Genomic DNA, 21,213 nt, shown 5'->3' with positions numbered 1-21,213 from the left:
CTATTTTCGCCGGTCGGCGGAATAAGTCCTGCCGCCCCTCGTTGTGAGACCAACGCACCGTTCTCATGCCGTAGGGGACCGTTCATGAAGAAGCTCATCGGCTGGCTCACCATTTCCGCCAGCGTTGTCGCCGCCGCGCTCGGGGAAATCACCGTCGGCCTACCATTCTTCGGGGTGATGATCGGCGCCGGCCTGCTGGTCACGCTCAACGACTGACCGGCGCCCAGATTGCGCCCAGATTGGCCGGCGTCCAGACTGACCGGCGTCCGCGCGCCTAGAACAGCCTCACATGGTACTGGGTGCAGCGCAGCTTCCATTTGTCGAAGCTGCCTTTGTCGGCCGGGACCGACTGCTCGTCGAGCTTCTCGTAACCGTCGGCGCAGATCTGCTTTGCCAGCACCGCGTCGACGGCCGGGTCGGTATTGGCGAATTGGCTCGCCCCCGGGTTCGCGATCACGCCGGTGACGGTGAAGTCCTCAGGCGTGCTGCTGCACCCGCCGAGCCCGAGAAGTGCCGCCACGCCAACCGCCCCGATCATTCCCACCCGCATCGCAGCACCGCTCCGGAAACGCACCTCCCGCTAGCATAAGCAGCCGCCGCCACAAACGGAAGGGCACCCGCGGGTTTCCATCTGCGATCTACCAAAAGTTTCGCTAGATTCGCCGGCGGACTACCCATTTCGAAAAGGGACCTTGCCGCATGACGCCCCTGCCCCGCCGCCCAATCCGCCACCCGATCCGGCGGTTCGCGGCAGCACTCCTCGCCTTCCTGGCGGCAAGCCCGGCGCTGGCCGACACGGCCTATCCGAACCAGCGGGAAGGCGACTTCACAATCGCCGATTTCGCGCTCGCAAACGGCGAGCACCTGGCGAATGCGCGCTTCCACTACACGACGCTCGGCACGGCCGCGCGCGATGCCGAGGGTGCCATCACCAATGCGGTCATGCTGCTGCACGGCACGACAGGAGCCGGGACGAACTTCCTCGCGCCCTCGCTCGCGGGCGAGCTGTTCGGCCCCGGCCAGCCGCTCGATGCGGCGAAATATTTCATCATCCTGCCGGACGCGATCGGCCATGGCGGCTCGAGCAAGCCGTCGGACGGGCTCAAGGGGCATTTCCCGCACTACGGCTATCTCGACGCGGTCGAGGGCCAGTATCGGCTGGCGACCGAAGGGCTCGGCATCAAGCACCTGCGGCTCGTGCTCGGCACCTCCATGGGCGGCATGCAGACCTGGCTCTGGGGCGAGCGGCATCCGGCCTTCATGGATGCGCTGATGCCGATCGCCGCACAGCCGGTGCCGATCGCCGGCCGCAACATGCTGTGGCGGCAATTGATCGTCGAGGCGATCCGCAACGATCCGGCCTGGCATGGCGGCGATTATGTCAAGGAGCCGACGGGCTTCGTCCACGCGCTGCCCATCTTCAACATCATGGTCAACAACGCGGCGTTCCTGCAGCAGGCGGCCCCCAGCCGGACCCGGGCGACCCAGCTCTATGACCAGTGGGTCGCCGACTACACCAAGGGCACGGACGCCAACGACTATCTCTACTGGTTCGAATCGTCCTACGACTACGACCCCTCGGCCGATCTGGAAAAGATCGAGGTGCCGCTAACCGCGGTCAATTTCGCCGACGATCTGCTGAACCCGGCCGAGCTTGGCGCGATGGAAGTGGCGATGCGCCGCCTCAAGGCCGGGCGATATGTGCTGGTTCCCGCCTCGCCGCAGACCCGGGGCCACCAGACCCTGGCGCTCGCCGCCGTGTGGAAAGGCGCCCTGGTCGATCTGCTGAAGTAACAGCACCTGCCCCAAAAAGAACGGCGGCGATTTTCATCGCCGCCGTTCGATGCGTTCCGGATCCCGAACACCCGATCGCAAAGCGTCAGGCGTTGCCTCCCGTTCCCCGAACCGGGAATTGTTCGCTGCGCGAACTTATGTTCTAGTTGCGAACACCTTACCCTAAGGAACTTTCGTGTCACAAGCAGATTCCGACGCCGACTTTGTCCATTCACTTGCGCGGGGCCTCGCGGTCATCCGCGCTTTCGGCGCGGACACACCGCAGCTCAGCATGAGCGACGTCGCCAAGCGCACCGGCCTGTCGCGCGCCGTGGTCCGACGCTTCCTGCACACGCTCGTCGAACTCGGCTACGTCGGCGTCGATGGGCGGCTCTATTCGCTGCGCCCGCGCATTCTGGAGCTCGGCTACGCCTTCCTGTCGTCGATGCCGATCTGGGACGTGATCCAGCCGGCGCTGCGCGACGTGTCGAGCCGGCTCAGGGCCACCTGCGCCGCCGGCATGCTCGACGGCATCGAGGTCGTGCATGTGGCGCGCGCGGGACGGACGGAGACGGTCGCGGTCTCGTTCGGCGTCGGCGCCCGCCTGCCGGCGTTTCACACCGCGATGGGGCGCGTGCTGCTGTCGGCCCTGCCGCCCGACGAGCGTGCGGCGCGGCTCAGCCAAGCCGACCTCCCCGCCTATACGCCGTTCACGCTGACCGATCCCGCGCGGCTGATGGCAGAGCTGGAGACGGTCGCGGCCCAGGGCTGGGCCTTGGTCGACCGCGAGCTCGAACCCGGCCTGATCGCGCTCGGCGTCCCGCTGCGCAACCGCTCGGGCCAGGTCGTGGCAGCACTCGTCACCAGCGCCCGCGCGACCCGCCTCGACGCCGACACGATGCGGACGGAGCACCTGCCCGCGCTGATCGAAACCTGCGAACGCCTGACCCCCGCGCTGCACCTGCAGGGATGACGGGCACGTGGCCGGCCGGTCTATTTCAGGGTCGAGGAAGTCCCGGACGTATGAGCATCAGGCGCCAAGCCGTTGGCGCATAATTGTCTTTTTGCTCAGTTGAAGCGGGATCGGAGGAAGGCGGGCTAAGTGCCCTATTGCCTGTGGCGGGTCGGCGGCTCGGGCGTCGGGTCCTCGAGCCGGATCAACAGGTAATCCAGGTCATCGGTACCCATTTCTTCAAACTGCGTCAGAATCCGTTCGATCATCTGGCGGCGGTAGCGCTCGCGGTCGTAGGCGCTGCCGTCGAGCGCCGTCTCGTGCGCGACCTGGGTTGCGACCCGGAAGGCCGGGAAATAGTTCTGCGGCAGGCCGGTCCGGTCATAGAGCGACTTGAATCCCAACTGGCCCGCGTCATGGATCAGGAGCCGCGCATTATGGACGGCAATGCCGGCCAGCTGCGACATGGCCGCCTCGAACAAACTGACGTCGCCGACGCAGAGCGCCCGCAGGATGAGCGAGGGGGTGAGCCGTTTCGCGGCGTGCAGGTGCTGCACCAGCTCGAGCGCCTCCTCGGCCGGGAAGTGGGCCGAGCGCAGGTCGACCGTCACCTGCTCGCGCGTCTTCAGCACGATCTGGGTGATGACCGCTTCAGGCAGGTCGGTGCGCTTCGCGATATAGGCTCTGAGGCTCTCGACCGTGAAATGCACCAGCCGCTCCGCGACCGACAGCGGCAGGTTCGGGCGTTTCGACAGTTCCTGCGTCACGCGCTCGTCCGAACCGAACCGCGTCACCGCGCGCTCCATCAGCGTATCGTCGAGCTTGGCACCCGGATTGCCGACGAGCGTTGCCACGGCAAGGTTGTTGTCCGTCTGGATCAGCTCGCCGGCCACCGCCATCGAGACTTCCGGGCGGCCGGCGATGGCGATCTGCTTCGACGGCGTGCCGGCGCGCACGATCGCGATCAGGTCCTCATCGCTCAGGACCCTGGAGAATTGCAGCACCGGGATCGCGACGGACTCGACGTCATTGGCGAGCGACACCGCGATGTCGTGCGGCAGGAACTGGCTGTCCTTCAGCGTTTCGGACAGGACTTTGCGGACCTGGATCGCGGCACCGTCGAGCATGACGCGGAGCACTTGTTCGGCCACCTGCCGCTCGGCCTCGGTCAGCGTGCCCTCGGCGACCTTGGCGCCCAGCCGTCCCGCCGCCGCTTCCGGCGCGGAAACGTCGTTCAGAAGTGCCGCGACGTCTTCCTGGCTCAGACCTTCGCTCATAGTCGTTCCTGCACCCCTCCGCCGACGCGCCAGTACACTGAGCCAGTGTAGCTGAACCGGCCTCGCGTAGGTGCGGCATTTTAAAACCGCCCTAGAATAGCTTCAGCTCCAAAGCCTTAATGTCTCGTTAGCTTCGGTCCCTCGCATGTCGGATTACAACCGCGCGCTGTCAGGCGACTTGCGCTCGCGCCTCGGCCAGGGCCGCGGCGAAGTCGATCGGACGTTCTGACATCACTTCTAGTCGTCGGTCGTCGAAGACGTGGCTCTGCCGGCTGCGCCGGCGCCGCCAATCCATCATCACGGCGTCGCGCGCTTCGATCAGCTCGACGACCGGGCGGCGCAGCAGGCGCAGCACCGCGACCAGCCAGCGATCGACCAACGCGGTCGGCCCGGCCTCGGCGAAGGCGAAGCGGTCGAGCAGGCGGATCACGTCCTCGGCCCGATACCAGGTCTCGCCCGTCACCCAGCGATTGGTCGTGAAGAGCGCCAAGGGCACGCCCGCCGCATCGACGCTGATGCCGATCAAATGGCTGAACACGCCGCGATCGCGCGCCGAGCGATGGGTCATCGACACGCCGCCCTTCTCCTTCACCGGCAGCTTGAGCGGCGCCAGCGCCATTTCCGGCAGCACGAGCGGGACCAGGCCGCGCGGCATGCCGCCTTGGCCGAGGAACGTGTGGAAATGCCCGACCTCGCCCGGATGGCGGTCACCGTCGGCATGGGCATGGAAGAAATACTGCGCGTGGGTGACCTGGTCCCAGACCTCGCCGGCCGGATAATGCGGGCCAGGCTCGGGCGGGACACCGCCCGCCAGGATCTCGAGCGGCCCGATCCGCGCATCGGCCAATGCGCCCATCACCGCGAGATACTCGGCCGCCGCCTCGGCAGCGCCAAGCGAGCCCACCGAAACGGGGGCAGCGGCAATCGGGGCGGCGTTCGGTGCAATCATGCCGTCGTCACATCGGTTGCAAGATGCTGCGCGCCCGGCGATCCGAATGCCCGGAAGCCGGCCATGGCTGCCTCACGACGAGCGTGAGACCACGCACGGGCGGCCTTTGCGGCCCTTCCCTTCCGCGCGGCCCGCATTATTCGGTGCCGGGGGCCATCCGCCAAGCGGAAGTTGCGGCAACGCCCCAAAGGCCGGCGGACGCGCTCGAGGTACGCTCGAGCCGCGGCCGCATCGATTTCAGACAAAGCATAGTGATTCCAACCGGTCGCCGGAGGATGCTTCGGTCGGGTCGCAGGACGGAGTGAGGGCCGCTTCCGGGCGCCGCCGCGCGGCAGCACCCGCCGCATGCGACTCGGGCATCCGCGACTCGGGCATCCGCGCCTCAGGCACCCGCGGCTCGGGAACGCACAACGGGAAGCTCACAGCTTGCCTGGGACCTGACTGGTCGGCGGTGCGGTGCGCAGCGTCCATTGCACGATCGCCTTCATGGCGTTGCCGGTCGCCTCGCCGAATGCGTTCACGATGCTGGTAATATCGTTGCGCTCGGCATCGGACACTTTGACCGCGTCGAGCCCGCCGATGATCTCGCGCTCCGGCATCTTGATGAGCTTGGCCGCAAGCCGCACGCGCACCTGCGGCGGCTTGTCGGTGCCTTCGTAATAGCGCGCCTCGAAGTCCCGGAGATCGGTCAAGAGCACGTAGTCGGCCCTGAGCCCGCTGGTATCGCGGCCGACCGAGACGATCTTGTGCGTGTTCTCGAAGGATTGGACCAGCAGTTCCTGCACCATGACCGGCGCGCGATCGGTCCAGGCGGAGTTCGCGAAATAGTCGATCGTGGTCGGGCTGCGCGCGAGCGCGATGCGCGCGCTGTCGAGGCTCTGCGGCGCGTCCGGCACCGAGACCACGAGCTGATAGTTCACCATCGGCAGATCGGTGTCATAGGTCGTCTTCGGCTGCAGCACATAGAGCGATGGCGGCGCCGAAGTAAGGGCTGAACAGCCGGCGAGGCCAACCGCGGCCGCAAGGGCGAGGGTGCGGATCGTAGCTTTCATCATCGCGGATTGAACCCCTCGCGGCGGTCGCCGAACAGGAAGCGTTGCGGATCGCGCTCGAGCTCGTTCGACACCTTGGTCAGGCTCGCGACCAGGGTGCGGATCTCGGACAGGAGCTGGGTCAGCTGCGGCAGCCCGACGTTGGCGAAGTCGCGCACCTGCGGCCGCGTGTCGGTGACCACGGCGTTGAGCGAATTCGACAGCTGCTCGAGCTTTTTCACGGCGTCGTTGGCGCTGTCCATCGCGAGGCCCGCCCGGTCGGAGAGCCCGTCGACCTTGCCGAGCGTCGCCTGGAGCTCGGTTAGCGTCCGGTTGAGGTTGGCAACGGCCTTGGCACTCTCGGAAAGCGTCGTCTGGATATCGCCCTGGCGGTCGGCGACAGCGCCCGAGATCTTGGCGACGTTCTGCAGCGTGTCGGCGATCGCCTGCCGGTTCTTGTCGTCGAGCAGCATCGTCACGCGGTCGGCGATGACGACAAGCTGCGCCATCACATCAGGCGCGTTCTCGAACACCTGTTGCAAGGCCGACGGCCGCGACTTGATGATCGGGTAGTGATGGCCGGGCTTGGCGACAAGCAGCGGCGACGCCTGGCCGCCGCCGGTGATCTCGACGTAGGACACGCCGGTGAAGCCCTGCGTCTCCAGCGAGACGACCGAGTCTTCCTTGATCGGCGTGCCGTCCTTGATTTTGAGGCCGACCTGGACCTGCAGCGAATTGTCCGGATCGAAGGCGATGTCGGACACGCGGCCCACTTCGATGCCATTCAGCCGCACGGCGGCACCGACGCCGAGGCCGGTCACCGGCCCCTGGACGAACGTCTCGTAGCGGTGGAATTCCTCGCGGAACTGTACGCGCGCGACCCACAGGACCGAGACGAACAGCACCACGATGATGGCGAGCACGAAGGCCCCAACCGCAACATAGTTGGCTTTTGTTTCCATCGGCGGAGGCTCCGATCCCCTCTTTTCGCGTCAGGACGCGGCGAGCGCGGCGCGCCCACGCACGCCGCTGAAATATTGCTGGATCCACGGGTGCGGATCATGGACCAGCGTATCGAACGTGCCGACCTTGATCTTCTTGTCGACCAGCACCGCGATCCGATCGGTGGTGGCACGCAGCGTATCGATGTCGTGGGTCACCATGAAGACCGTCAGGTTGAGGCTCTTCTGCAGGTCGCGCACCAGCGTGTCGAACTGGGCGGCGGAGATCGGGTCGAGCCCGGCCGTGGGCTCGTCGAGGAACAGGATCTCGGGGTCGAGCGCCAGCGCGCGGGCGAGCCCGGCCCGCTTGCGCATGCCGCCCGAGAGCTCGGACGGAAATTTCATCGCCGCATCGGCCGGCAGGCCGGCCATGGCGAGCTTGACCGCGGCGAGCTCGTCCATCAGCGCCGGCGCGAGGTCGGTATGCTCGCGCATCGGCACCTGGATGTTCTGCGCCACGGTCTGGGCGCTGAACAGCGCGCCGTCCTGGAACAGCACGCCCCAGCGCGTCTGCAATTGCCTCAGCTCACGTTCGTTTAGGCGGCCGACGTCCTGGCCCAGCACCTCGATCCGGCCGCCCACGTGGCGGTTCAGGCCGATGATGGTCCGGAGCAGCACGGATTTGCCGGTGCCGGAGCCGCCGACGACGCCCACGACCTCGCCGCGCCGGAGCTCGAGATCGAGCCCGTCGTGCAGCACCCGGCCGCCGACGCGGGTAACGAGGTTTTCGACCCGGATCACGGGAGGACCGAATTGGCCGGCCGCGGCCTCTGTGCTCATCGGGCCTCAGACCTCGAGCAGCGAGAACAGGATCGAGAACAGCGCATCGGCGACGATCACCAGGAAAATCGATTCGACGACCGAGCGCGTTGTCAGCATGCCGACACTCGCCGCGTTGCGCTCGACCTGCAACCCTTCATAGCAGCCGACCGTGGCGATCAGGAAGGCGAAGATCGGCGCCTTGATGATGCCGATCCAGAAGGTCCAGCCGGTGCCGACGGCCCCCTGCAGCTGGCGCAGGAAGGCAGGGAACGTAATGCCGAGGTCGAACTGGCACATGAGCGCGCCGCCCAGGATGCCGATGATGTTCGCATAGACGGTCAGAAGTGGCAGGGTCAGCACCAGCGCCAGCATGCGTGGCAGAACCAGCACCTCGACCGGGTTCATGCCGAGCGTGTAGAGCGCGTCGATCTCCTCGTTCACCTTCATGGTGCCGATCTGGGCGGTGAACGAGCTGCCGGAACGGCCGGCGACGATAATCGCCGTCATGATCGCGCCGATCTCGCGCAGGATCGAGATGCCGAGCAGATTGACCGTGAAGATCTCGGCGCCGAAGCGGCGCAGCTGGTCGGCACCCTGGAACGCGAAGACGATACCCAAGAGGAACGACAGCAGCCCGACGATCGGCAGGGCGTTGAGGCCGACCTCCTCCATCTGGTGCACGAGCGCCGGCACCCGCAGGCGGCGCGGGTTGAACACGGTCGCCACCGTCTCGGTCGCGACCATGCCGATGAAGCCCAAGAGCGAGACGGCCTGGGCGAAGAACGCCATCTGCGCGCGGCCGAGCCGCTCGAGGAAGAACCTCAGGCTCGCTTGGTCGGGATGCTCGACCGGCGGGCGCCGGCATTCGTGGTCGATCGTGCTGATCAGCGGCTGGAACGCGTCGGGCACGGCACGCCAAGCGACCTGGGCGCCGGCCATCTCGGCCATGCGCTTGGTCCGCATCAGGAGCCAGGCGCCGGTCGTGTCGAGCCGCTCGAGCCCGGCGCAATCGATCTCGAGCCGCGGCACACCGGTGAAGGCGAGTTTGCGCAGCGGCTCGTCATGCCGCTCGGCCGCCCCAAGCACCCAGGCGCCCGACGCCCGCACGATGAATGCATCCGACCGCCGCTCGGTCGCGAGCCGGGCGGGGGAAGCGGAAAGGTCGACGTCTTGCAGTGCAGCCATGTCGGCGCGGACTTTACACGACGCGCCGCGGCCGAAGCCAGAACCGCAACAGCTTGATGCGCGGAAAAACCCTTTGCCAACGCAAAGGACGGGTTAGAGTGCGCCGCACGCTCGACCGTGCCCCCGACCGAATGTGCCTCCGACCGAATGTGAGAGCGATGGACATCAAGGACCACATCCGCCACGTGCCGGACTTCCCGAAACCCGGCATCCTGTTCTACGACATCTCGACCCTGCTGGCGCATGCCGGCGCCTGGCGTGAGACCGTCCGCCAGCTGGCCGACACCATCGCCCCCACCCATCCGGACATTCTGGTCGGCATCGAATCGCGTGGCTTCCTGGTCGCGGCCCCGCTGGCGTTGGCACTCGGCTGCGGCTTCGTCATGGTGCGCAAGCACGGCAAGCTGCCCGGCCCGACGGTGCCCTATACCTATGATCTCGAATACGGCAGCGACACGATCGAGATCCAGACCGACGCGATCCGGCCCGGCCAGCGCGTGGTCGTGCTCGACGACCTGCTCGCGACCGGCGGTACGCTCAACGCCGCGATCGATCTCTGCCGCAAGGTCGGCGGCGAGGTCGTGGCCGCCGCCTGCATCATCGAGCTCAATTTCCTCGGCGGCCGGCAGCGAATCGACGTGCCGGTCCATTCGATCGTGTCTTACGACGAGTAAGGCGCGGCGCTGAGCCTCAGCGCCGAGCTTCGCCATAGGCAGCATCAACGATCGGGGTCTGCCCTTGAAATCGGAACCGATCGTTTCCATACTTAGCGCATGACCAATGTCACCCCCCTTCCCGATCGTGCCGGCCCCGGCCGGCCACGGGAGTTCGACATCGACGAGGCCGTGCGCGACGCCATCGAAGTGTTCCGGGCGCACGGCTATCACGGCACCTCGGTCCAGGACCTGACCGAAGGCACGGGTCTCGCCCGCGGCAGCCTGTACAAGGCGTTCCACGACAAGCGCACCCTGTTCCTGGCGGCGCTCGACCATTACACGGCCGCTTCGCTGCAGCGGATCAGCGACGCGCTGAGCGCGCCAGGCTCGGCGCGTGCGGCGATTCGCGAGGCTTTGCTCGGCTACGCCAGGCGTTCCGCCGACCAGGGCCGGCAAGGCTGCATCGTGACCGGGGCCGCTATGGAAATGGTGCCGGACGATGCGGAAGTCTCTGCCGCCATCGATCGGCTGTTTCGCCGGACCCGAGACCTGTTCGCCGCGGCGATCATCCGCGGACAGGCTGCGGGCGAAATTCCCCATCACTATGACGAGCGCGCGATCGCACGCCATCTGCACTGCACGATGCAGGGCCTGCGCGTCCTGGGCCGGACCGGCCCGAGCGAGCAGGACCTGATCGATATCGTCGACCAGGCAATGCGCAGCCTGGACTGATACCTGGACTGCCTTTGGCTAATTTGGAACTAATCATTCCATAAATTGGAAGGATACCGACCATGTCCATCGCGGCCCGACCCGCGCCACGCGAGCCGATGGCGCCCCTGGAGCCAGCGACCCGGGAGACGGCGCCCGATCCCCATCGCTGGGCGGCGCTCGTCATCCTGCTGACCGGCGCCTTCCTGGCGCCGCTCGACTTCTTCATTGTCAATGTCGCCATGCCGTCGATCACGAGCGGGCTCGGCGCCACCGCGTCCGACGTGCAGCTGGTCATTTCCGGCTATGCCATCGTCTATGCCGTGTTCCTGATCACCGGCGGGCGCCTGGGCGACATCTTCGGGCGCAAGGCGGTGTTCCTCGCCGGCCTCGCGGGTTTCGCGCTCGCCTCCGCCTTCTGCGGGCTCGCCTGGTCGCCCGCGACGCTCATCTTCGCACGCCTGCTGCAGGCACTGGCCGCCGCCGCCATGGCACCGCAGGCGCTGGCCTCGGTCCACGCGCTCTTTCCGGCCCACGAGCGCGGCCGCGCGCTCAGCATCTATGGCGTGACACTCGGCCTGTCCTCGATCGCGGGCCAGCTCCTGGGCGGCGCGCTGGTCGCGGCCGATCTGGACGGGCTCGGCTGGCGCCTCGTCTTCCTCATCAACCTGCCGGTCGCCGTCGTCGCCTTCGCGGCCGCCATTCCGCTGCTGCGCGAGACCCGCGGCGGCCATCGCCCGCGCCTCGACTGGGGCGGCGTCGTGCTGTCGGCCATAGCGCTGACCGTCTTCGTGCTGCCGCTCATCGAGGGGCGCGAGCGCGGCTGGCCCTGGTGGTCGATCGCCATGCTGGTGACGACGCCGGTGTTCGTCGAACTGTTCCGGCGCTATGAGATCCGGCTGGCGAAGGCCGGCGGCGCCCCGCTGGTCGCGATCGAGGTGTTCCAGTCTCCGGGCCTGCTGCGCGGCCTGGGCGCGATCCTGACGCTCTATGCGCTGGCGGCGTTCTTCCTGACCTACTCGATCTATCTGCAGTCGGCGCTCGACATGACGGCGCTGCAGGCCGGCCTCGCCATCCTGCCGTTCTCGGCCGGCTTCCTCACCGGCTCGACCGCGAGCCCGATGGTCGGCCGCTGGTTCGGCCCGCTGTCCTCCTCGCTGGGCTTCCTGCTCTCGGCCACCGGCCTCGTCGCGACCTCGCTCGTCGTGCGGTCGGCGCCGGCCGGCATGGTGCCGCCGCTGGCACTGATCGCGCCGGCGCTGCTGGTCATCGGCCTTGGCATGGGTCTGTCGATCCCGACCATGGTGCGCGTGATCGTCGAGCGGGTCGAACCGCACCGGGCGGGCCTCGTCGGCGGCATTGTCAACTCGACGTTGCAGGTGAGCGCCGCCATCGGGGTCGCCGTGCTGGGCGGCCTGTTCTATGCTGCACTCGGCACCCGCACCGACGCCCAGTCGGTGGCCCACGCCTTCTCGCTCACGCTCCTTGCCATCGCTGCCTGCCATCTCGTGGGCGCCCTGCTCGCCGCCGGCCTCGGCCAGCGCCGGCGCGTGGCCTGCCCCGCTGCGGAGTAATCGACCATGGACCTGCATCTCTCGGGCAAACGCGCGCTCGTGACCGGCGCCTCCAAGGGCATCGGCCGCGCTACCGCCCTGTTGCTCGCCGAGGAAGGCTGCGATCTGGTCCTGGTCGCCCGCGACCCGGCCGCGCTCGCGACCGCCGCCGACCTCGCCCGCGCCCGGCACCAGGTCGCGGTCCGCACCATCGCCGCCGACCTCGCATCCCAGGCCGAGGTCGAGCGGGTCGCGGCAGAGGCCGGGCCGATCAACCTGCTCGTCAACAACGCGGGCGCCATTCCGCCCGGCAATCTCGCTTCCGTCGATAACGACACCTGGCGCACGGCCTGGGACCTGAAGGTGTTCGGCTTCATCAGCCTGACGCGCGCGCTCTATCCGGTCCTCAAAGAACGCCAGGGCGTGGTGGTGAACGTGATCGGCTCGGCCGGCGAAGCGTTCAACCCGAACTATATTGCCGGCAGCACCGGCAACGCGGCGCTCATGGCGTTCACCCGGTCGCTCGGCAAGGCAGCATCCAAGGACGGCATGCGTGTCGTCGGCATCAACCCGGGCCCGGTCGCGACCGAGCGCAACCAGATGCTGCTGAAGGCCCGCGCCCGGCAGGAACTGGGCGACGAGACGCGCTGGCAGGAATTCTACAAGACCATGCCGTTCGGCCGTGCCGCGACGCCCGAGGAAATCGCAAGCGCCGTCGCCTTCCTCGCCTCACCACGCTCCGCCTACACCAACGGCACGATCCTGACCATCGACGGCGGGCCGGGGTGACGGCAACCACTCTTTCCGTCATCCCCGCGCAGGCGGGGATCCACGCGCAAACCGCAGGTTTGTCGCGCCATTACGCGCGGCAGCGCGGATATGAGTCTTGTCGCCGCAGACGCGGCTCTTGCTGGATTCCCGCCTGCGCGGGAATGACGGGCCTATTACGGCTGCCGGACCGAACCATCCGCCGTAAGCAGCGCGCCGTAGAGCTCCGGCCGGCGGTCGCGGAAGATGCCCCAGGCGTTGCGCTGGCGGCGCACCTGGTCGATGTCGAAGCGTGCGGTCAGCACGGTTTCCTCGTCGCGGCCGGCTTCCGTGACCTTGGCGCCGGCCGGGTCAGCGATGAAGGACGAGCCGTAGAAGCGCTGAGTGAAGAGGGCCCCCTGCTCGGTCCCGATGCGGTTTGACGCGACGAGCGGCATCAGGTTGGCGCCGGCATGGCCCTGCATGACGCGCTGCCAATGGTCGCGGCTGTCGAGCGTCGCATCCTGCGGCTCGGAGCCGATCGCGGTCGGGTAGAACAGGAAGTCGGCCCCCTGCAGCGCCATCGAGCGCGCGCATTCCGGATACCATTGGTCCCAGCAGATGCCGACGCCGATCCGGCCGAACCGGGTCTGCCAGACCTTGAAGCCGGTGTCGCCCGGGCGGAAGTAGAACTTCTCCTCATAGCCCGGCCCGTCGGGAATGTGGCTCTTGCGATAGATGCCGAGCCGGCGGCCGTCGGCGTCGATCACCAGGATCGTGTTGTAGTGCGCCTGGTTCGCCTTCTCGAAGAAGCTGACCGGCAGCACGACATTGAGCTCGCGCGCCAAGGCCTCGAAGCGCCCGAGCCAGGGATGGCCTTCGAGCGGCTTGGCGGCCTCGAACCATTCCGGCAGCTGGTCGCGGCAGAAATAGGGCGTCTCGAACAGCTCGGGCAGCAGGATGATGTTGGCGCCCTCGGCCGCGGCTCGGCGCACCATGGCCTCCGCCTTGTCGACATTGGCCGGATGATCGGTGCCGCAGGCGAACTGGGTCGCGGCGAGTGTCACTTCAGTCATCGAGGCTTCTCCGTTCAAACGGCCGGCTGCTGCTGGGTGATGCAATGGATGCCGCCGCCGCCTTCGAGGATGGCGAGGGCGGGAACCTGCACGATCTGGCGCTCCGGGAAGGCTTTCGCCAGCACCTCGGCCGCAACCTTGTCCATCGGATCGTCGAACGACGGGGCGATGACGGCGCCGTTCGCCAGATAGAAGTTCGTGTAGGTCATGGCGAGCCGGCCGGCCGCGGTGACGCGCTTCGCCGGGATCGGCAGCTCCAGCACCTCGAACGCGCGGCCCCGCGCGTCGCGCGCGGCCTTGAGCCGGGCGAGATTGTCCTGCATCGGCGCGTAGTTCGTATCCTCCGGATCGCGGCAGCTCGTCGCCAGCACGACACCAGGCCTGGCGAAACACGCGAGATTGTCGACATGGCCGTCCGTGCCGTCGTTCTCGAGCCCTTGGCCGACCCAGACCACTGTCTCAGCGCCGAGCCAGGCCTTGAGATTGACCTCGATCTGGGATTTCGAGAGATGCGGGTTGCGGTTCGGGTTCAAGAGGCACTGCTCGCTCGTCAGCACCGTGCCCTCGCCGTCCGAATGGATCGAGCCGCCCTCGAGCACGAACGGGGCCGCGAAGCGGCGGACGCCCGTGCGCTCCAGCACCTGGGCGGCGATCGCGGCGTCATTCGCATAGTCCGGCCACTTGTCGCCCCAGGCATTGAAGCGCCAGTCGGCCCCGGCGAGGTTGCCCTTGCCGTCGACGAGGAAGGTCGGGCCGATGTCGCGCATCCAGGAATCGTCGAGCGCCATGGCCACGATCTCGACCGACGGGCCGCACTCAGCCACCGCCTCGGCAACATCCTCGGGCTTTGCCACCATGGTGATCGGCTCGAACCGGGCGACGGCTCGCGCGACCGCGGCATAGGCGGCCTTGGCCTCGACATGGCGGCCGTTCCACAGGTCGATGCGGGCGGGCCAGGCCATCCAGGTGCGCGCGTGCGGCGCGCCCTCGGCCGGCATGTGGAAGCCCGCTTCGGCAGGGGTAAGCGCGGTCATGTCGAACGTCTCCGGGGAACGGTGGGCGGCCGCATCATAACGGCAAGCACGCCCGATTGCTTATGGCTTGCTGCGGGCCCAGATACGCGCGCGCGTCTTCTCGGCCTCCGGCGTATGCAGCCGGTCGAGGAACAGCCGGGCCCAGCTCGTCTGCGACGGGAACACCGTCTCGTCGCTCTTGTCGTCGTCATCGACGAAATCGGCGGCGAGCAGGTTCGGGTTGGCGGCACCGGTCCAGTCGGTGATGTCGCTGACGATCTCGGGCCGGAGCAGGAAATTGATGAATTGCTGCGCCGCCTCGACATTCTTGGCCTTGGCCGGGATCGCCAGCACGTCGATCCACAGCCGCGCCCGCTCGCGCGGCACCGTATAGGTGAGGTCGACGCCATTGTCCCGATCGGACGCGCGCGTCTTCGCGTCAGTCACCTGGATCGAGCTGCCGAAACCGACGCAGACCGAGCCGCCGGCGAGTGCCTCGGTCAAATCATTGGCGGCGAACCGCCGGACGAGCGGCTTCACCCGCTGCAGGAGCTCGCCCGCGCGGGCCAGGTCCTTGTCGTCCTGGCTGGTCGGGTCGAGCCCCAGGAAGGCGAGTGCCGCCGGGATCGCGTCGTCCGGGGAATCCTGGATCGCGAGGCCGCAGGTGGCGGCCTTTTTGTTGAGCGCCGGGTCGAACAGCAGGCCCAGCGTGTCCGTCGGCGGATCCTCGCCCAGCGCGTCCTTGAGCTTCGCCAAATTGACGGCCAGGCCGGCCGTGCCGAACAGGAACGGCACGCCCATGCGGTTGCCGGCGTCGATCGGCGCCACGCGGTCGAGGATCGCCGGATCGACGTTGGCGTAATTGCCGATCTTGGTGCGGTCGATCGGCTGGAAGAGCCCGTCGGCGATGCCCTTGCCCAGCACGGGCACGGCCGGAGCCACGACCAGATCCCAATCGCCCTTGCCCGATTTGAGGCCGGCGAGCAGCTCGTCGTCGGTCGTGTAGGTCGTGAGATTGATCTTGATGCCGGTCTCGGCCTCGAACTTCTGGATCGTGTCGTCGGCGAGATAGTCCGGGCGATTGGCGAAGTTCAGCACCGGCGTCGTATCGTCGGCGGCGACGATCCGCGGCAGGTCGGCGCGCACGGCCAGCGGGCTCGCGAAGCCGGCCAGTCCGAACCCGGCGAGTCCGAACCCGGCGGCCATCAGCCCGACTGCGATGACGCACGCTCTCACCAGCATCCCTCTCCCGCCACCGACGGCCTTCGCCCTCGATGGCCCCCACCTCGACGACCCGGAGGCGGGTATGCCCTGTTTCGCCGGGCAGCGGAAGGGGGCGCATCACCCCCAGGGTGCGCGCAGGGAGTGAGCGTTACAGAAAAAGCACGGGGAGATTGCCGACCGCCGCTACTTCTGCGGCTCGGCGTCCGCGACTTTCGCCGGCACCTCCGGCTCGCCGACCTGCCAGCCGGCACCCAGCGCCTTGTAGAGCGCGATCGTCTGCTGGGTCAGCGTGAGCTCGCTCTGCGCCGCCGCATCCTCGGAACCATAGAGGCTGCGCTCGCTGTCGAGCACGGCGAGGAAGGTGCCGAGCCCGCTGCGATAGAGCGACGTCGACCGGTCGAGCGCGGTCCGGTCGGCCGCGACCGCGGCCACCAGCCGCTCGTGCCGGCGCCGCTCGGCGTTGTAGGCGACCAGCGCGTCCTCGACCTCCTGGAACGCGGTCAGCACCGTCTTGCGGTAGGAGAGCCGGTCCTCCTCGGCGATCGCTTTAGCCTCGATCACGTTCGCCTCGAGCCGGCCGCCCTCGAAGATCGGTACCGAGACCGAGGCCGGCACGCCCCATTGCAGGGCGCCGTCGTTCAGGAGGTGATGCAGCGAGCCGCCGGCGAGCCCGAACGAGGGCGTGATCGAGAAGCTCGGGAACATCTGGGCGATGGCGACGCCGATCTCGGCATTGGCTCCGGCGATTTGCCGCTCGGCCGCGCGGATGTCCGGTCGGTTGCGCACCACGTCGGACGGCACTGCGGCCGGCAGCACGGGCGGCGCCGGCGGCAGCGGCTGGGGTGCTGCAAGCTCGGCCTCGAGCGCGCCCGGCTCCTTGCCCAGAAGCACGGCGATGGCGTGCGACTGCTGGGCCACCACGGTCTCGAGCTGCGGCACCGCGGCGTTCAGCGTCTCGAGCTGTGACTGCGCTTGCGCTACGTCGAGTTCGTTGCCGAGCCCGCCCTTGTACTTGTCGCGCGTCAGGTCGAGCGAATCCTGGTCGGCCTTGATGTTGCGGTAGGCGATGGCGAGACGCGCCTGGGCCGAGCGCAGCGTCGCGTAATCCTGGCCAAGTTCGGCCAGCAAGCTCACCAGCACGTCGCGCCGGCTCTCGTTCGTCGCCTCGACCGTCGCATCGGCCGCCTCGACCGCGCGCCGCGTCTTGCCGAAGACGTCGATCTCCCACGACGCGTCGAAGCCGGCCTCGAACGTGTTGGCGATGCCGCCGAACGGCGGGAACTTGAGCGCGGTCGAATAGCGCTGCCGCTCGGCCGAGGCCGAGGCGCCGAGCGTCGGGTAATAGCCGGCCGCGGCCTGCTCCCGCTCGGCGCGGGCTTCGACAAGCCGCTGCTCGGCAATCTTGAGATCGAGATTGTCGGCGATCGCCTGGCCGACCAGGCTCGACAGCGTCGGATCGTTGAACGAGGTCCACCAACGCTCGAGCTGCTGCGCCGCCTCGGGGCCGGTGCCGATCAGGCCGGGCGTCTTGGCCTCGGTCCACTGGGCCGGCGCCTCGGTCTTGGGCGGCACATAGTCGGGACCAACGGTGCAGCCAGCCAGAACGAGCGCCAGAAACGGAAGGTAGGAACGGCGGGTGTGCATCAATCGGCTATGCATCAATCGGCTCCGGCGGGCCTGCGGCCGCCCGCCTTGGATGGGGCGAACAGGAAGGTGAGCGGCACGATCAAGAAGGCGAGCACCGCGCAGATCACGAAGACGTCGAGATAGGCCTGGACCGACGACTGCAGGAGCAACCCCTTGTAGACGAGGCCGTCGGCCGTCCGGGCGAGGCTGGTGGCGGCGACACCCCTGGCCTCGAGCGCCGCCGTGTTGCGGGCGAGCGTGTCGAGGTAGGGTTGGTCGAACGGCGACAGGTGCTGCGCCATGTAGGCCATGTGCGTCTGGCTGTGCTCGGTCACGAGCGAGGTTGCGACCGAGATGCCGACGGAGCCCGCAATGTTGCGGAACATCGTGTAGAGCGAGGCCGCGTCACGGTTGAGTTCCGGCTTGATGGTCGAGAACGCGATCGTGCTGATCGGCACGAACAGGAAGGCAAGCCCGAAGGTCTGGAACATACGCATGAAGGCGAGCGTGCCGAAATTGACCTGGGGCGTGATCGAGGCGGCGTAGAACAGCGCGAAGCCCAGGATGACGAAGCCCACCGCAATCAGGTGGCGGGTCTGGATGAGCGGCAGCAACCGCCCCACCACGGGGATCGTGAAGATCGTGAGCAGCGCGCCCGGCGAGAGCACCATGCCGGCCCAGGTCGCGGTATAGCCCAGCTGCTGCTGGGCCAGCTGCGGGATCAGCACGGCGCTCGAATAGAGCACGACCGCCATGGAGAAGATCATGGTGGCGCCGAGCGCGAAATTGCGGTTCGCAAGCACCCGGATGTTGACCACCGGCTTTTTCGCAACCAGCAGCCAGCACACCGCACCGACGATGCCGAGAATGGCCATGACTGCGAAGGTGCGGATGAAGGGCGAGCCCAGCCAGTCGTCCTGCTCGCCGCGATCGAGCACGATCTCGAGACTGCCGAGCCCAAGGGCTATGAGCGAGAGGCCGATATAGTCGATGTCGAGCCGGCCGTTGCGCGCGGCCGCCTTGGCCCAGGGCGGGTCCTCGACCAGCGCCATGACCGCGAGCCAGGCAATGATGCCGACCGGCACGTTGATGAAGAAGATCCAGCGCCAGCTGATGTTGTCGGTGATGATGCCGCCCAAGGTCGGCCCCAGCACGGGCGCCACGATCGTCGCGATCGCCGTCACCGAGAAGGCGGCGCCGCGCTTGGCCGGCGGGAAGGTATCGAGGATGATCGACTGCTGGTTCGGCTGCAGGCCGCCACCGAAGAAGCCTTGCGCCACACGGAACAGGATGAGCTGCGGCAGGCTCGTCGCCAGTCCGCACAACAGCGAGCAGACCGTGAACATGGCGATGCAGATCATGAAATAGCGCTTGCGCCCGAGCACGCTGCCGAACCAGCCCGAGACCGGCAGCACGATGCCGTTCGCGACCAGATAGGAGGTCAGCGCCCAGGTCGCCTCGTCGGGACCGACCGACAGGCTGCCCGCGATATGCGGCAGCGCCACGTTGACGATCGTGGTGTCGAGGATCTCCATGAAGGCGGCCGACGTGACCGTGACCGCGATCGCCCAGGGATTATGGCGCGGCCGCCAGTCAGAGCGGCTGGGCGCGCCGGTATCGACCGGCCCTTCGCTCATTTGACCTCGACCTCCGGCTCGACCGAGAGGCCCAGCGGCAACGGGTGGTCGGCATCGAGCCCCTTGTCGATCACGATCTTGACCGGCACGCGCTGCACGATCTTCACGAAATTGCCGGTCGCGTTCTCCGCCGGAAAGGCAGTGAAGCGCGAGCCCGAGCCCATCTGGATGCTGTCGACGTGGCCTTCGACATCGAGGTCCGGATAGGCGTCGATGTCGATCTTGACGTGCTGGCCCGGTCGCATGTCGGTCAGCTGCGATTCCTTGAAGTTCGCCGTGACCCAGACTTGCGGCGAGACGAGCGAGAACAGCGACTGGCCCGGCTGCAGATAGTTGCCGAGTTCGACATTGCGCTTCGTCACCCAGCCGTCGGCCGGTGCCGTCACATGCGTGTAGCCGAGGTTGAGCACCGCCTGGTCGTAGTCCGCCTTGGCGGATGCCACCTGCGCCTCAAGCTGCTTCACCTGCGCCTCAGCCGTGGCGATGTTCTGCTCGACGAGCTGGGCGGTCTTGAGCTTGGCCTCGGCGTCCTTGAGCGCCGCCGCCGCACTTTCGTCGGCTTGGCGGGCGGCGTCGACCTGCTGCTGGGTCGTGGCGCGCGGGTCGACCTTCTGCTGGCGCAGCAGGTCCGCATGGGCCTTGGCGTAGCTCGCCTTGGCGGAGGCGACCGTCGCCTCGGCCGAGGCGAGGTCGGCCGGGTATCTCACCCTGGCGATCTCGAGGTTGGTCCGGGCGCTCATGAGCTGGGCTTCGGCCAGCTGCTCCGTCGCGAGCGCCTTGTCGCGCGCCACCAGATAGTCGCGCGGATCGATCTCCAGGATCGTGTCGCCTGCCTTGACCCGCGTATTGTCGCTGACTGCGAGCTTGACGACGTAGCCCGCAACCTTCGGCGCGATCGTGATGGCCGTGCCGTCGGTATAGGCGTCGTCCGTCGATTCGAGGCCGCGCGTCGAGAGCCAGTAGTAGGTGCCGCCCAGAACCAGGGCCAGCACCACCCCGCCGAACACCAGCCTGGGCGCCAAACTGGAACGGCGCTTGTCGCCTGCCGCAGACCCCGCCTTGCTGCCGGCCGCCTCGTTCGTCACCGTCATAACCCCATCCTTTGCGCGCTCCCGCCAAGCCCCGGACGGGGGCGGGACATCGGTCCGCCGACGCGGGGCGCCACCCGAAAGATGGGCAGCCGGCCGCAGTCGAAACTGAACCGTTCAGTTCAACGCGATTCAGGTAGACGCTCGCCCCTGTCTTGTCTAGAAGAAAACTGAACGGTTCAGTTTTTTTGGCAGAGTGACGCCCATGGCGAAAAAGGAATTATTGCCCGCCGATGCCGCTGCGGCCGACGAGCCGGCCGGCAAGGTCCGGCAGATCCTCGCCGCGGCTCGGCACCTGTTCCTGGAGCAAGGCTACGGCGACACGAGCATGGACGCGGTCGCCAAGCGCGCCGGCGTATCGAAGGCGACGCTCTATGTCCATTTCGAGAGCAAGGAGCGCCTGTTTGCCGAGGTGATCAACCAGGCGCGCGCGCGGCTCCGCGATGCGATCGTGGCGATCGCGAGCGAAGCGCACAGCGACCCGGTCGAAACCTTGCGGCTCATCGGCCTGCAGTTCATGCGCTTCGTCACCAACCACGATTCCCTGACCCTGTTTCGCACGGTGATCGGCGAGACCCGGCGCTTTCCCCAGCTGGGCCAGACGATCTTCCAGACGGGCAGCAGAGACCTTTTGGAGCTGATCGCCACGATCATTGGCGACGCGGCGGCACGAGGCGAGCTCACGGTCGAAAATCCGCGCGCGGCGGCGGCCCATTTCGTGGCGCTCATCAAGAGCGACCTGCACCTGCGCTGCCTGCTCGTGTCCTTCTATCAGGCCGAGGAGGCCGACATCCGGCGCAATGTCGAGGCCGGCGTCGCCGTGTTCATGAGCCATTACGGTCCGCGCGACCCCCGTCCCGACGCCGCTCGCCCCAGCGCCTGAGCCCGCCGAAGCCGGCTTGCCCGGCATCCGCGGCCAGCGCACACTCCGTGCTCCCATCCCTGAGACGGA

The 21,213-nt window shown here is 67.6% G+C and carries 21 protein-coding genes; 8 read left to right on the top strand and 13 right to left on the bottom strand.

Going from position 1 to position 21,213, the window contains the following annotated elements; all coding sequences use genetic code 11:
* Positions 1-84 precede the first annotated feature (84 nt).
* Positions 85-216, top strand: a complete 132-nt coding sequence (locus tag IEY58_RS34565; RefSeq protein WP_268237546.1) for a hypothetical protein — start codon at positions 85-87, stop codon at positions 214-216.
* A 58-nt stretch (positions 217-274) separates the two neighbouring features.
* On the opposite strand, the gene IEY58_RS03105 is transcribed toward IEY58_RS34565, so the two are convergent.
* A complete protein-coding gene (locus tag IEY58_RS03105) occupies positions 275-538 on the bottom strand; it encodes a hypothetical protein (protein ID WP_189042293.1) in 264 nt (87 codons plus the stop codon).
* Positions 539-699: 161 nt separating this feature from the next.
* Between IEY58_RS03105 and IEY58_RS03100 the strand changes: the two genes are divergently transcribed.
* Positions 700-1,794, top strand: a complete 1,095-nt coding sequence (locus IEY58_RS03100) for an alpha/beta fold hydrolase (RefSeq protein WP_189042291.1) — start codon at positions 700-702, stop codon at positions 1,792-1,794.
* 175 nt (positions 1,795-1,969) lie between these two features.
* Complete coding sequence (locus tag IEY58_RS03095) at positions 1,970-2,746, top strand: IclR family transcriptional regulator domain-containing protein (RefSeq protein WP_189042289.1); 777 nt, start codon at positions 1,970-1,972, stop codon at positions 2,744-2,746.
* Positions 2,747-2,880: 134 nt separating this feature from the next.
* Here the strand turns inward: IEY58_RS03095 and IEY58_RS03090 are convergent, their stop codons facing one another.
* From IEY58_RS03090 to IEY58_RS03065, 6 genes are all read right to left on the bottom strand, one after another.
* Positions 2,881-4,002: a DUF2336 domain-containing protein gene (locus tag IEY58_RS03090; RefSeq protein ID WP_189042287.1), complete on the bottom strand. Its 1,122-nt coding sequence runs from the start codon at positions 4,000-4,002 to the stop codon at positions 2,881-2,883.
* Between the two features lie 169 nt (positions 4,003-4,171).
* Positions 4,172-4,951, bottom strand: coding sequence for a DUF6969 family protein (locus tag IEY58_RS03085; protein WP_189042285.1), 780 nt, complete (start codon positions 4,949-4,951; stop codon positions 4,172-4,174).
* A 419-nt stretch (positions 4,952-5,370) separates the two neighbouring features.
* Positions 5,371-6,006, bottom strand: coding sequence for an ABC-type transport auxiliary lipoprotein family protein (locus IEY58_RS03080; RefSeq protein ID WP_189042283.1), 636 nt, complete (start codon positions 6,004-6,006; stop codon positions 5,371-5,373).
* Entirely contained in the window at positions 6,003-6,944 is a 942-nt protein-coding gene (locus IEY58_RS03075) for an MlaD family protein (RefSeq protein WP_189042281.1), read from the bottom strand. The genes IEY58_RS03080 and IEY58_RS03075 overlap by 4 nt, the downstream gene beginning before the upstream one ends.
* Before the next feature lie 30 nt (positions 6,945-6,974).
* A complete protein-coding gene (locus tag IEY58_RS03070) occupies positions 6,975-7,763 on the bottom strand; it encodes an ABC transporter ATP-binding protein (protein WP_189042279.1) in 789 nt (262 codons plus the stop codon).
* A gap of 6 nt (positions 7,764-7,769) precedes the next feature.
* Positions 7,770-8,930 (bottom strand): ABC transporter permease, encoded by a 1,161-nt coding sequence (locus tag IEY58_RS03065; RefSeq protein ID WP_189042276.1) that lies wholly within the window; start codon positions 8,928-8,930, stop codon positions 7,770-7,772.
* Positions 8,931-9,088: 158 nt separating this feature from the next.
* Between IEY58_RS03065 and IEY58_RS03060 the strand changes: the two genes are divergently transcribed.
* The 4 genes from IEY58_RS03060 (at position 9,089) to IEY58_RS03045 (ending at position 12,639) form a co-directional block, all read left to right on the top strand.
* Positions 9,089-9,604, top strand: a complete 516-nt coding sequence (locus tag IEY58_RS03060; RefSeq protein ID WP_189042274.1) for an adenine phosphoribosyltransferase — start codon at positions 9,089-9,091, stop codon at positions 9,602-9,604.
* A 99-nt stretch (positions 9,605-9,703) separates the two neighbouring features.
* The gene (locus IEY58_RS03055; protein WP_189042272.1) at positions 9,704-10,318 is read left to right on the top strand and encodes a TetR/AcrR family transcriptional regulator; all 615 of its coding nucleotides are present in this window, start codon (positions 9,704-9,706) and stop codon (positions 10,316-10,318) included.
* 62 nt (positions 10,319-10,380) lie between these two features.
* Positions 10,381-11,871 carry an MFS transporter gene (locus tag IEY58_RS03050; RefSeq protein WP_229743450.1) on the top strand — a complete coding sequence of 497 codons (1,491 nt, stop codon included), beginning with the start codon at positions 10,381-10,383 and terminating at the stop codon, positions 11,869-11,871.
* Positions 11,872-11,877: 6 nt separating this feature from the next.
* Positions 11,878-12,639: a short-chain dehydrogenase/reductase gene (locus IEY58_RS03045; RefSeq protein WP_189042271.1), complete on the top strand. Its 762-nt coding sequence runs from the start codon at positions 11,878-11,880 to the stop codon at positions 12,637-12,639.
* Positions 12,640-12,794: 155 nt separating this feature from the next.
* Here IEY58_RS03045 and aguB read toward each other — a convergent pair whose 3' ends face one another.
* The 6 genes from aguB to IEY58_RS03015 form a co-directional block, all read right to left on the bottom strand.
* On the bottom strand, positions 12,795-13,673 hold the full coding sequence (gene aguB, locus IEY58_RS03040) for an N-carbamoylputrescine amidase (RefSeq protein WP_189042268.1): 879 nt from the start codon (positions 13,671-13,673) through the stop codon (positions 12,795-12,797).
* Positions 13,674-13,687: 14 nt separating this feature from the next.
* The gene (locus IEY58_RS03035; RefSeq protein ID WP_229743449.1) at positions 13,688-14,707 is read right to left on the bottom strand and encodes an agmatine deiminase family protein; all 1,020 of its coding nucleotides are present in this window, start codon (positions 14,705-14,707) and stop codon (positions 13,688-13,690) included.
* 60 nt (positions 14,708-14,767) lie between these two features.
* Entirely contained in the window at positions 14,768-15,928 is a 1,161-nt protein-coding gene (locus tag IEY58_RS03030) for an extracellular solute-binding protein (protein ID WP_189042266.1), read from the bottom strand.
* A 165-nt stretch (positions 15,929-16,093) separates the two neighbouring features.
* Positions 16,094-17,569 carry an efflux transporter outer membrane subunit gene (locus tag IEY58_RS03025; protein ID WP_189042264.1) on the bottom strand — a complete coding sequence of 492 codons (1,476 nt, stop codon included), beginning with the start codon at positions 17,567-17,569 and terminating at the stop codon, positions 16,094-16,096.
* Positions 17,569-19,173, bottom strand: coding sequence for a DHA2 family efflux MFS transporter permease subunit (locus IEY58_RS03020; RefSeq protein ID WP_189042262.1), 1,605 nt, complete (start codon positions 19,171-19,173; stop codon positions 17,569-17,571). Before IEY58_RS03020 ends, IEY58_RS03025 begins: the two co-directional genes overlap by 1 nt.
* Positions 19,170-20,264: an HlyD family secretion protein gene (locus IEY58_RS03015; protein ID WP_189042260.1), complete on the bottom strand. Its 1,095-nt coding sequence runs from the start codon at positions 20,262-20,264 to the stop codon at positions 19,170-19,172. Before IEY58_RS03015 ends, IEY58_RS03020 begins: the two co-directional genes overlap by 4 nt.
* A gap of 202 nt (positions 20,265-20,466) precedes the next feature.
* Between IEY58_RS03015 and IEY58_RS03010 the strand changes: the two genes are divergently transcribed.
* Positions 20,467-21,144 carry a TetR/AcrR family transcriptional regulator gene (locus tag IEY58_RS03010; protein ID WP_189042258.1) on the top strand — a complete coding sequence of 226 codons (678 nt, stop codon included), beginning with the start codon at positions 20,467-20,469 and terminating at the stop codon, positions 21,142-21,144.
* Positions 21,145-21,213 lie beyond the last annotated feature (69 nt).

The organism is Aliidongia dinghuensis, assembly GCF_014643535.1.
GTDB lineage: Bacteria > Pseudomonadota > Alphaproteobacteria > ATCC43930 > CGMCC-115725 > Aliidongia > Aliidongia dinghuensis.
The sequence above is the reverse complement of the archived record's forward strand: the minus strand, read 5'-3'. Positions and strand labels throughout refer to the sequence as shown.

Excerpts from the sequence above, each read along its gene's own strand:
- IEY58_RS03050 (WP_229743450.1), top strand. The coding sequence starts at position 10,381 with ATGTCCATCGCGGCCCGACCCGCGCCACGCGAGCCGATGGCGCCCCTG.
- IEY58_RS03100 (WP_189042291.1), top strand. The coding sequence starts at position 700 with ATGACGCCCCTGCCCCGCCGCCCAATCCGCCACCCGATCCGGCGGTTC.
- IEY58_RS03035 (WP_229743449.1), bottom strand. The coding sequence starts at position 14,707 with ATGACCGCGCTTACCCCTGCCGAAGCGGGCTTCCACATGCCGGCCGAG.
- IEY58_RS03055 (WP_189042272.1), top strand. The coding sequence starts at position 9,704 with ATGACCAATGTCACCCCCCTTCCCGATCGTGCCGGCCCCGGCCGGCCA.
- IEY58_RS03060 (WP_189042274.1), top strand. The coding sequence starts at position 9,089 with ATGGACATCAAGGACCACATCCGCCACGTGCCGGACTTCCCGAAACCC.
- IEY58_RS03090 (WP_189042287.1), bottom strand. The coding sequence starts at position 4,002 with ATGAGCGAAGGTCTGAGCCAGGAAGACGTCGCGGCACTTCTGAACGAC.
- IEY58_RS03010 (WP_189042258.1), top strand. The coding sequence starts at position 20,467 with ATGGCGAAAAAGGAATTATTGCCCGCCGATGCCGCTGCGGCCGACGAG.
- IEY58_RS03025 (WP_189042264.1), bottom strand. The coding sequence starts at position 17,569 with ATGCATAGCCGATTGATGCACACCCGCCGTTCCTACCTTCCGTTTCTG.
- IEY58_RS03080 (WP_189042283.1), bottom strand. The coding sequence starts at position 6,006 with ATGATGAAAGCTACGATCCGCACCCTCGCCCTTGCGGCCGCGGTTGGC.
- IEY58_RS03015 (WP_189042260.1), bottom strand. The coding sequence starts at position 20,264 with ATGACGGTGACGAACGAGGCGGCCGGCAGCAAGGCGGGGTCTGCGGCA.
- IEY58_RS03045 (WP_189042271.1), top strand. The coding sequence starts at position 11,878 with ATGGACCTGCATCTCTCGGGCAAACGCGCGCTCGTGACCGGCGCCTCC.
- IEY58_RS03030 (WP_189042266.1), bottom strand. The coding sequence starts at position 15,928 with ATGCTGGTGAGAGCGTGCGTCATCGCAGTCGGGCTGATGGCCGCCGGG.
- IEY58_RS34565 (WP_268237546.1), top strand. The coding sequence starts at position 85 with ATGAAGAAGCTCATCGGCTGGCTCACCATTTCCGCCAGCGTTGTCGCC.
- IEY58_RS03105 (WP_189042293.1), bottom strand. The coding sequence starts at position 538 with ATGATCGGGGCGGTTGGCGTGGCGGCACTTCTCGGGCTCGGCGGGTGC.
- aguB (WP_189042268.1), bottom strand. The coding sequence starts at position 13,673 with ATGACTGAAGTGACACTCGCCGCGACCCAGTTCGCCTGCGGCACCGAT.
- IEY58_RS03020 (WP_189042262.1), bottom strand. The coding sequence starts at position 19,173 with ATGAGCGAAGGGCCGGTCGATACCGGCGCGCCCAGCCGCTCTGACTGG.
- IEY58_RS03065 (WP_189042276.1), bottom strand. The coding sequence starts at position 8,930 with ATGGCTGCACTGCAAGACGTCGACCTTTCCGCTTCCCCCGCCCGGCTC.
- IEY58_RS03070 (WP_189042279.1), bottom strand. The coding sequence starts at position 7,763 with ATGAGCACAGAGGCCGCGGCCGGCCAATTCGGTCCTCCCGTGATCCGG.
- IEY58_RS03085 (WP_189042285.1), bottom strand. The coding sequence starts at position 4,951 with ATGATTGCACCGAACGCCGCCCCGATTGCCGCTGCCCCCGTTTCGGTG.
- IEY58_RS03075 (WP_189042281.1), bottom strand. The coding sequence starts at position 6,944 with ATGGAAACAAAAGCCAACTATGTTGCGGTTGGGGCCTTCGTGCTCGCC.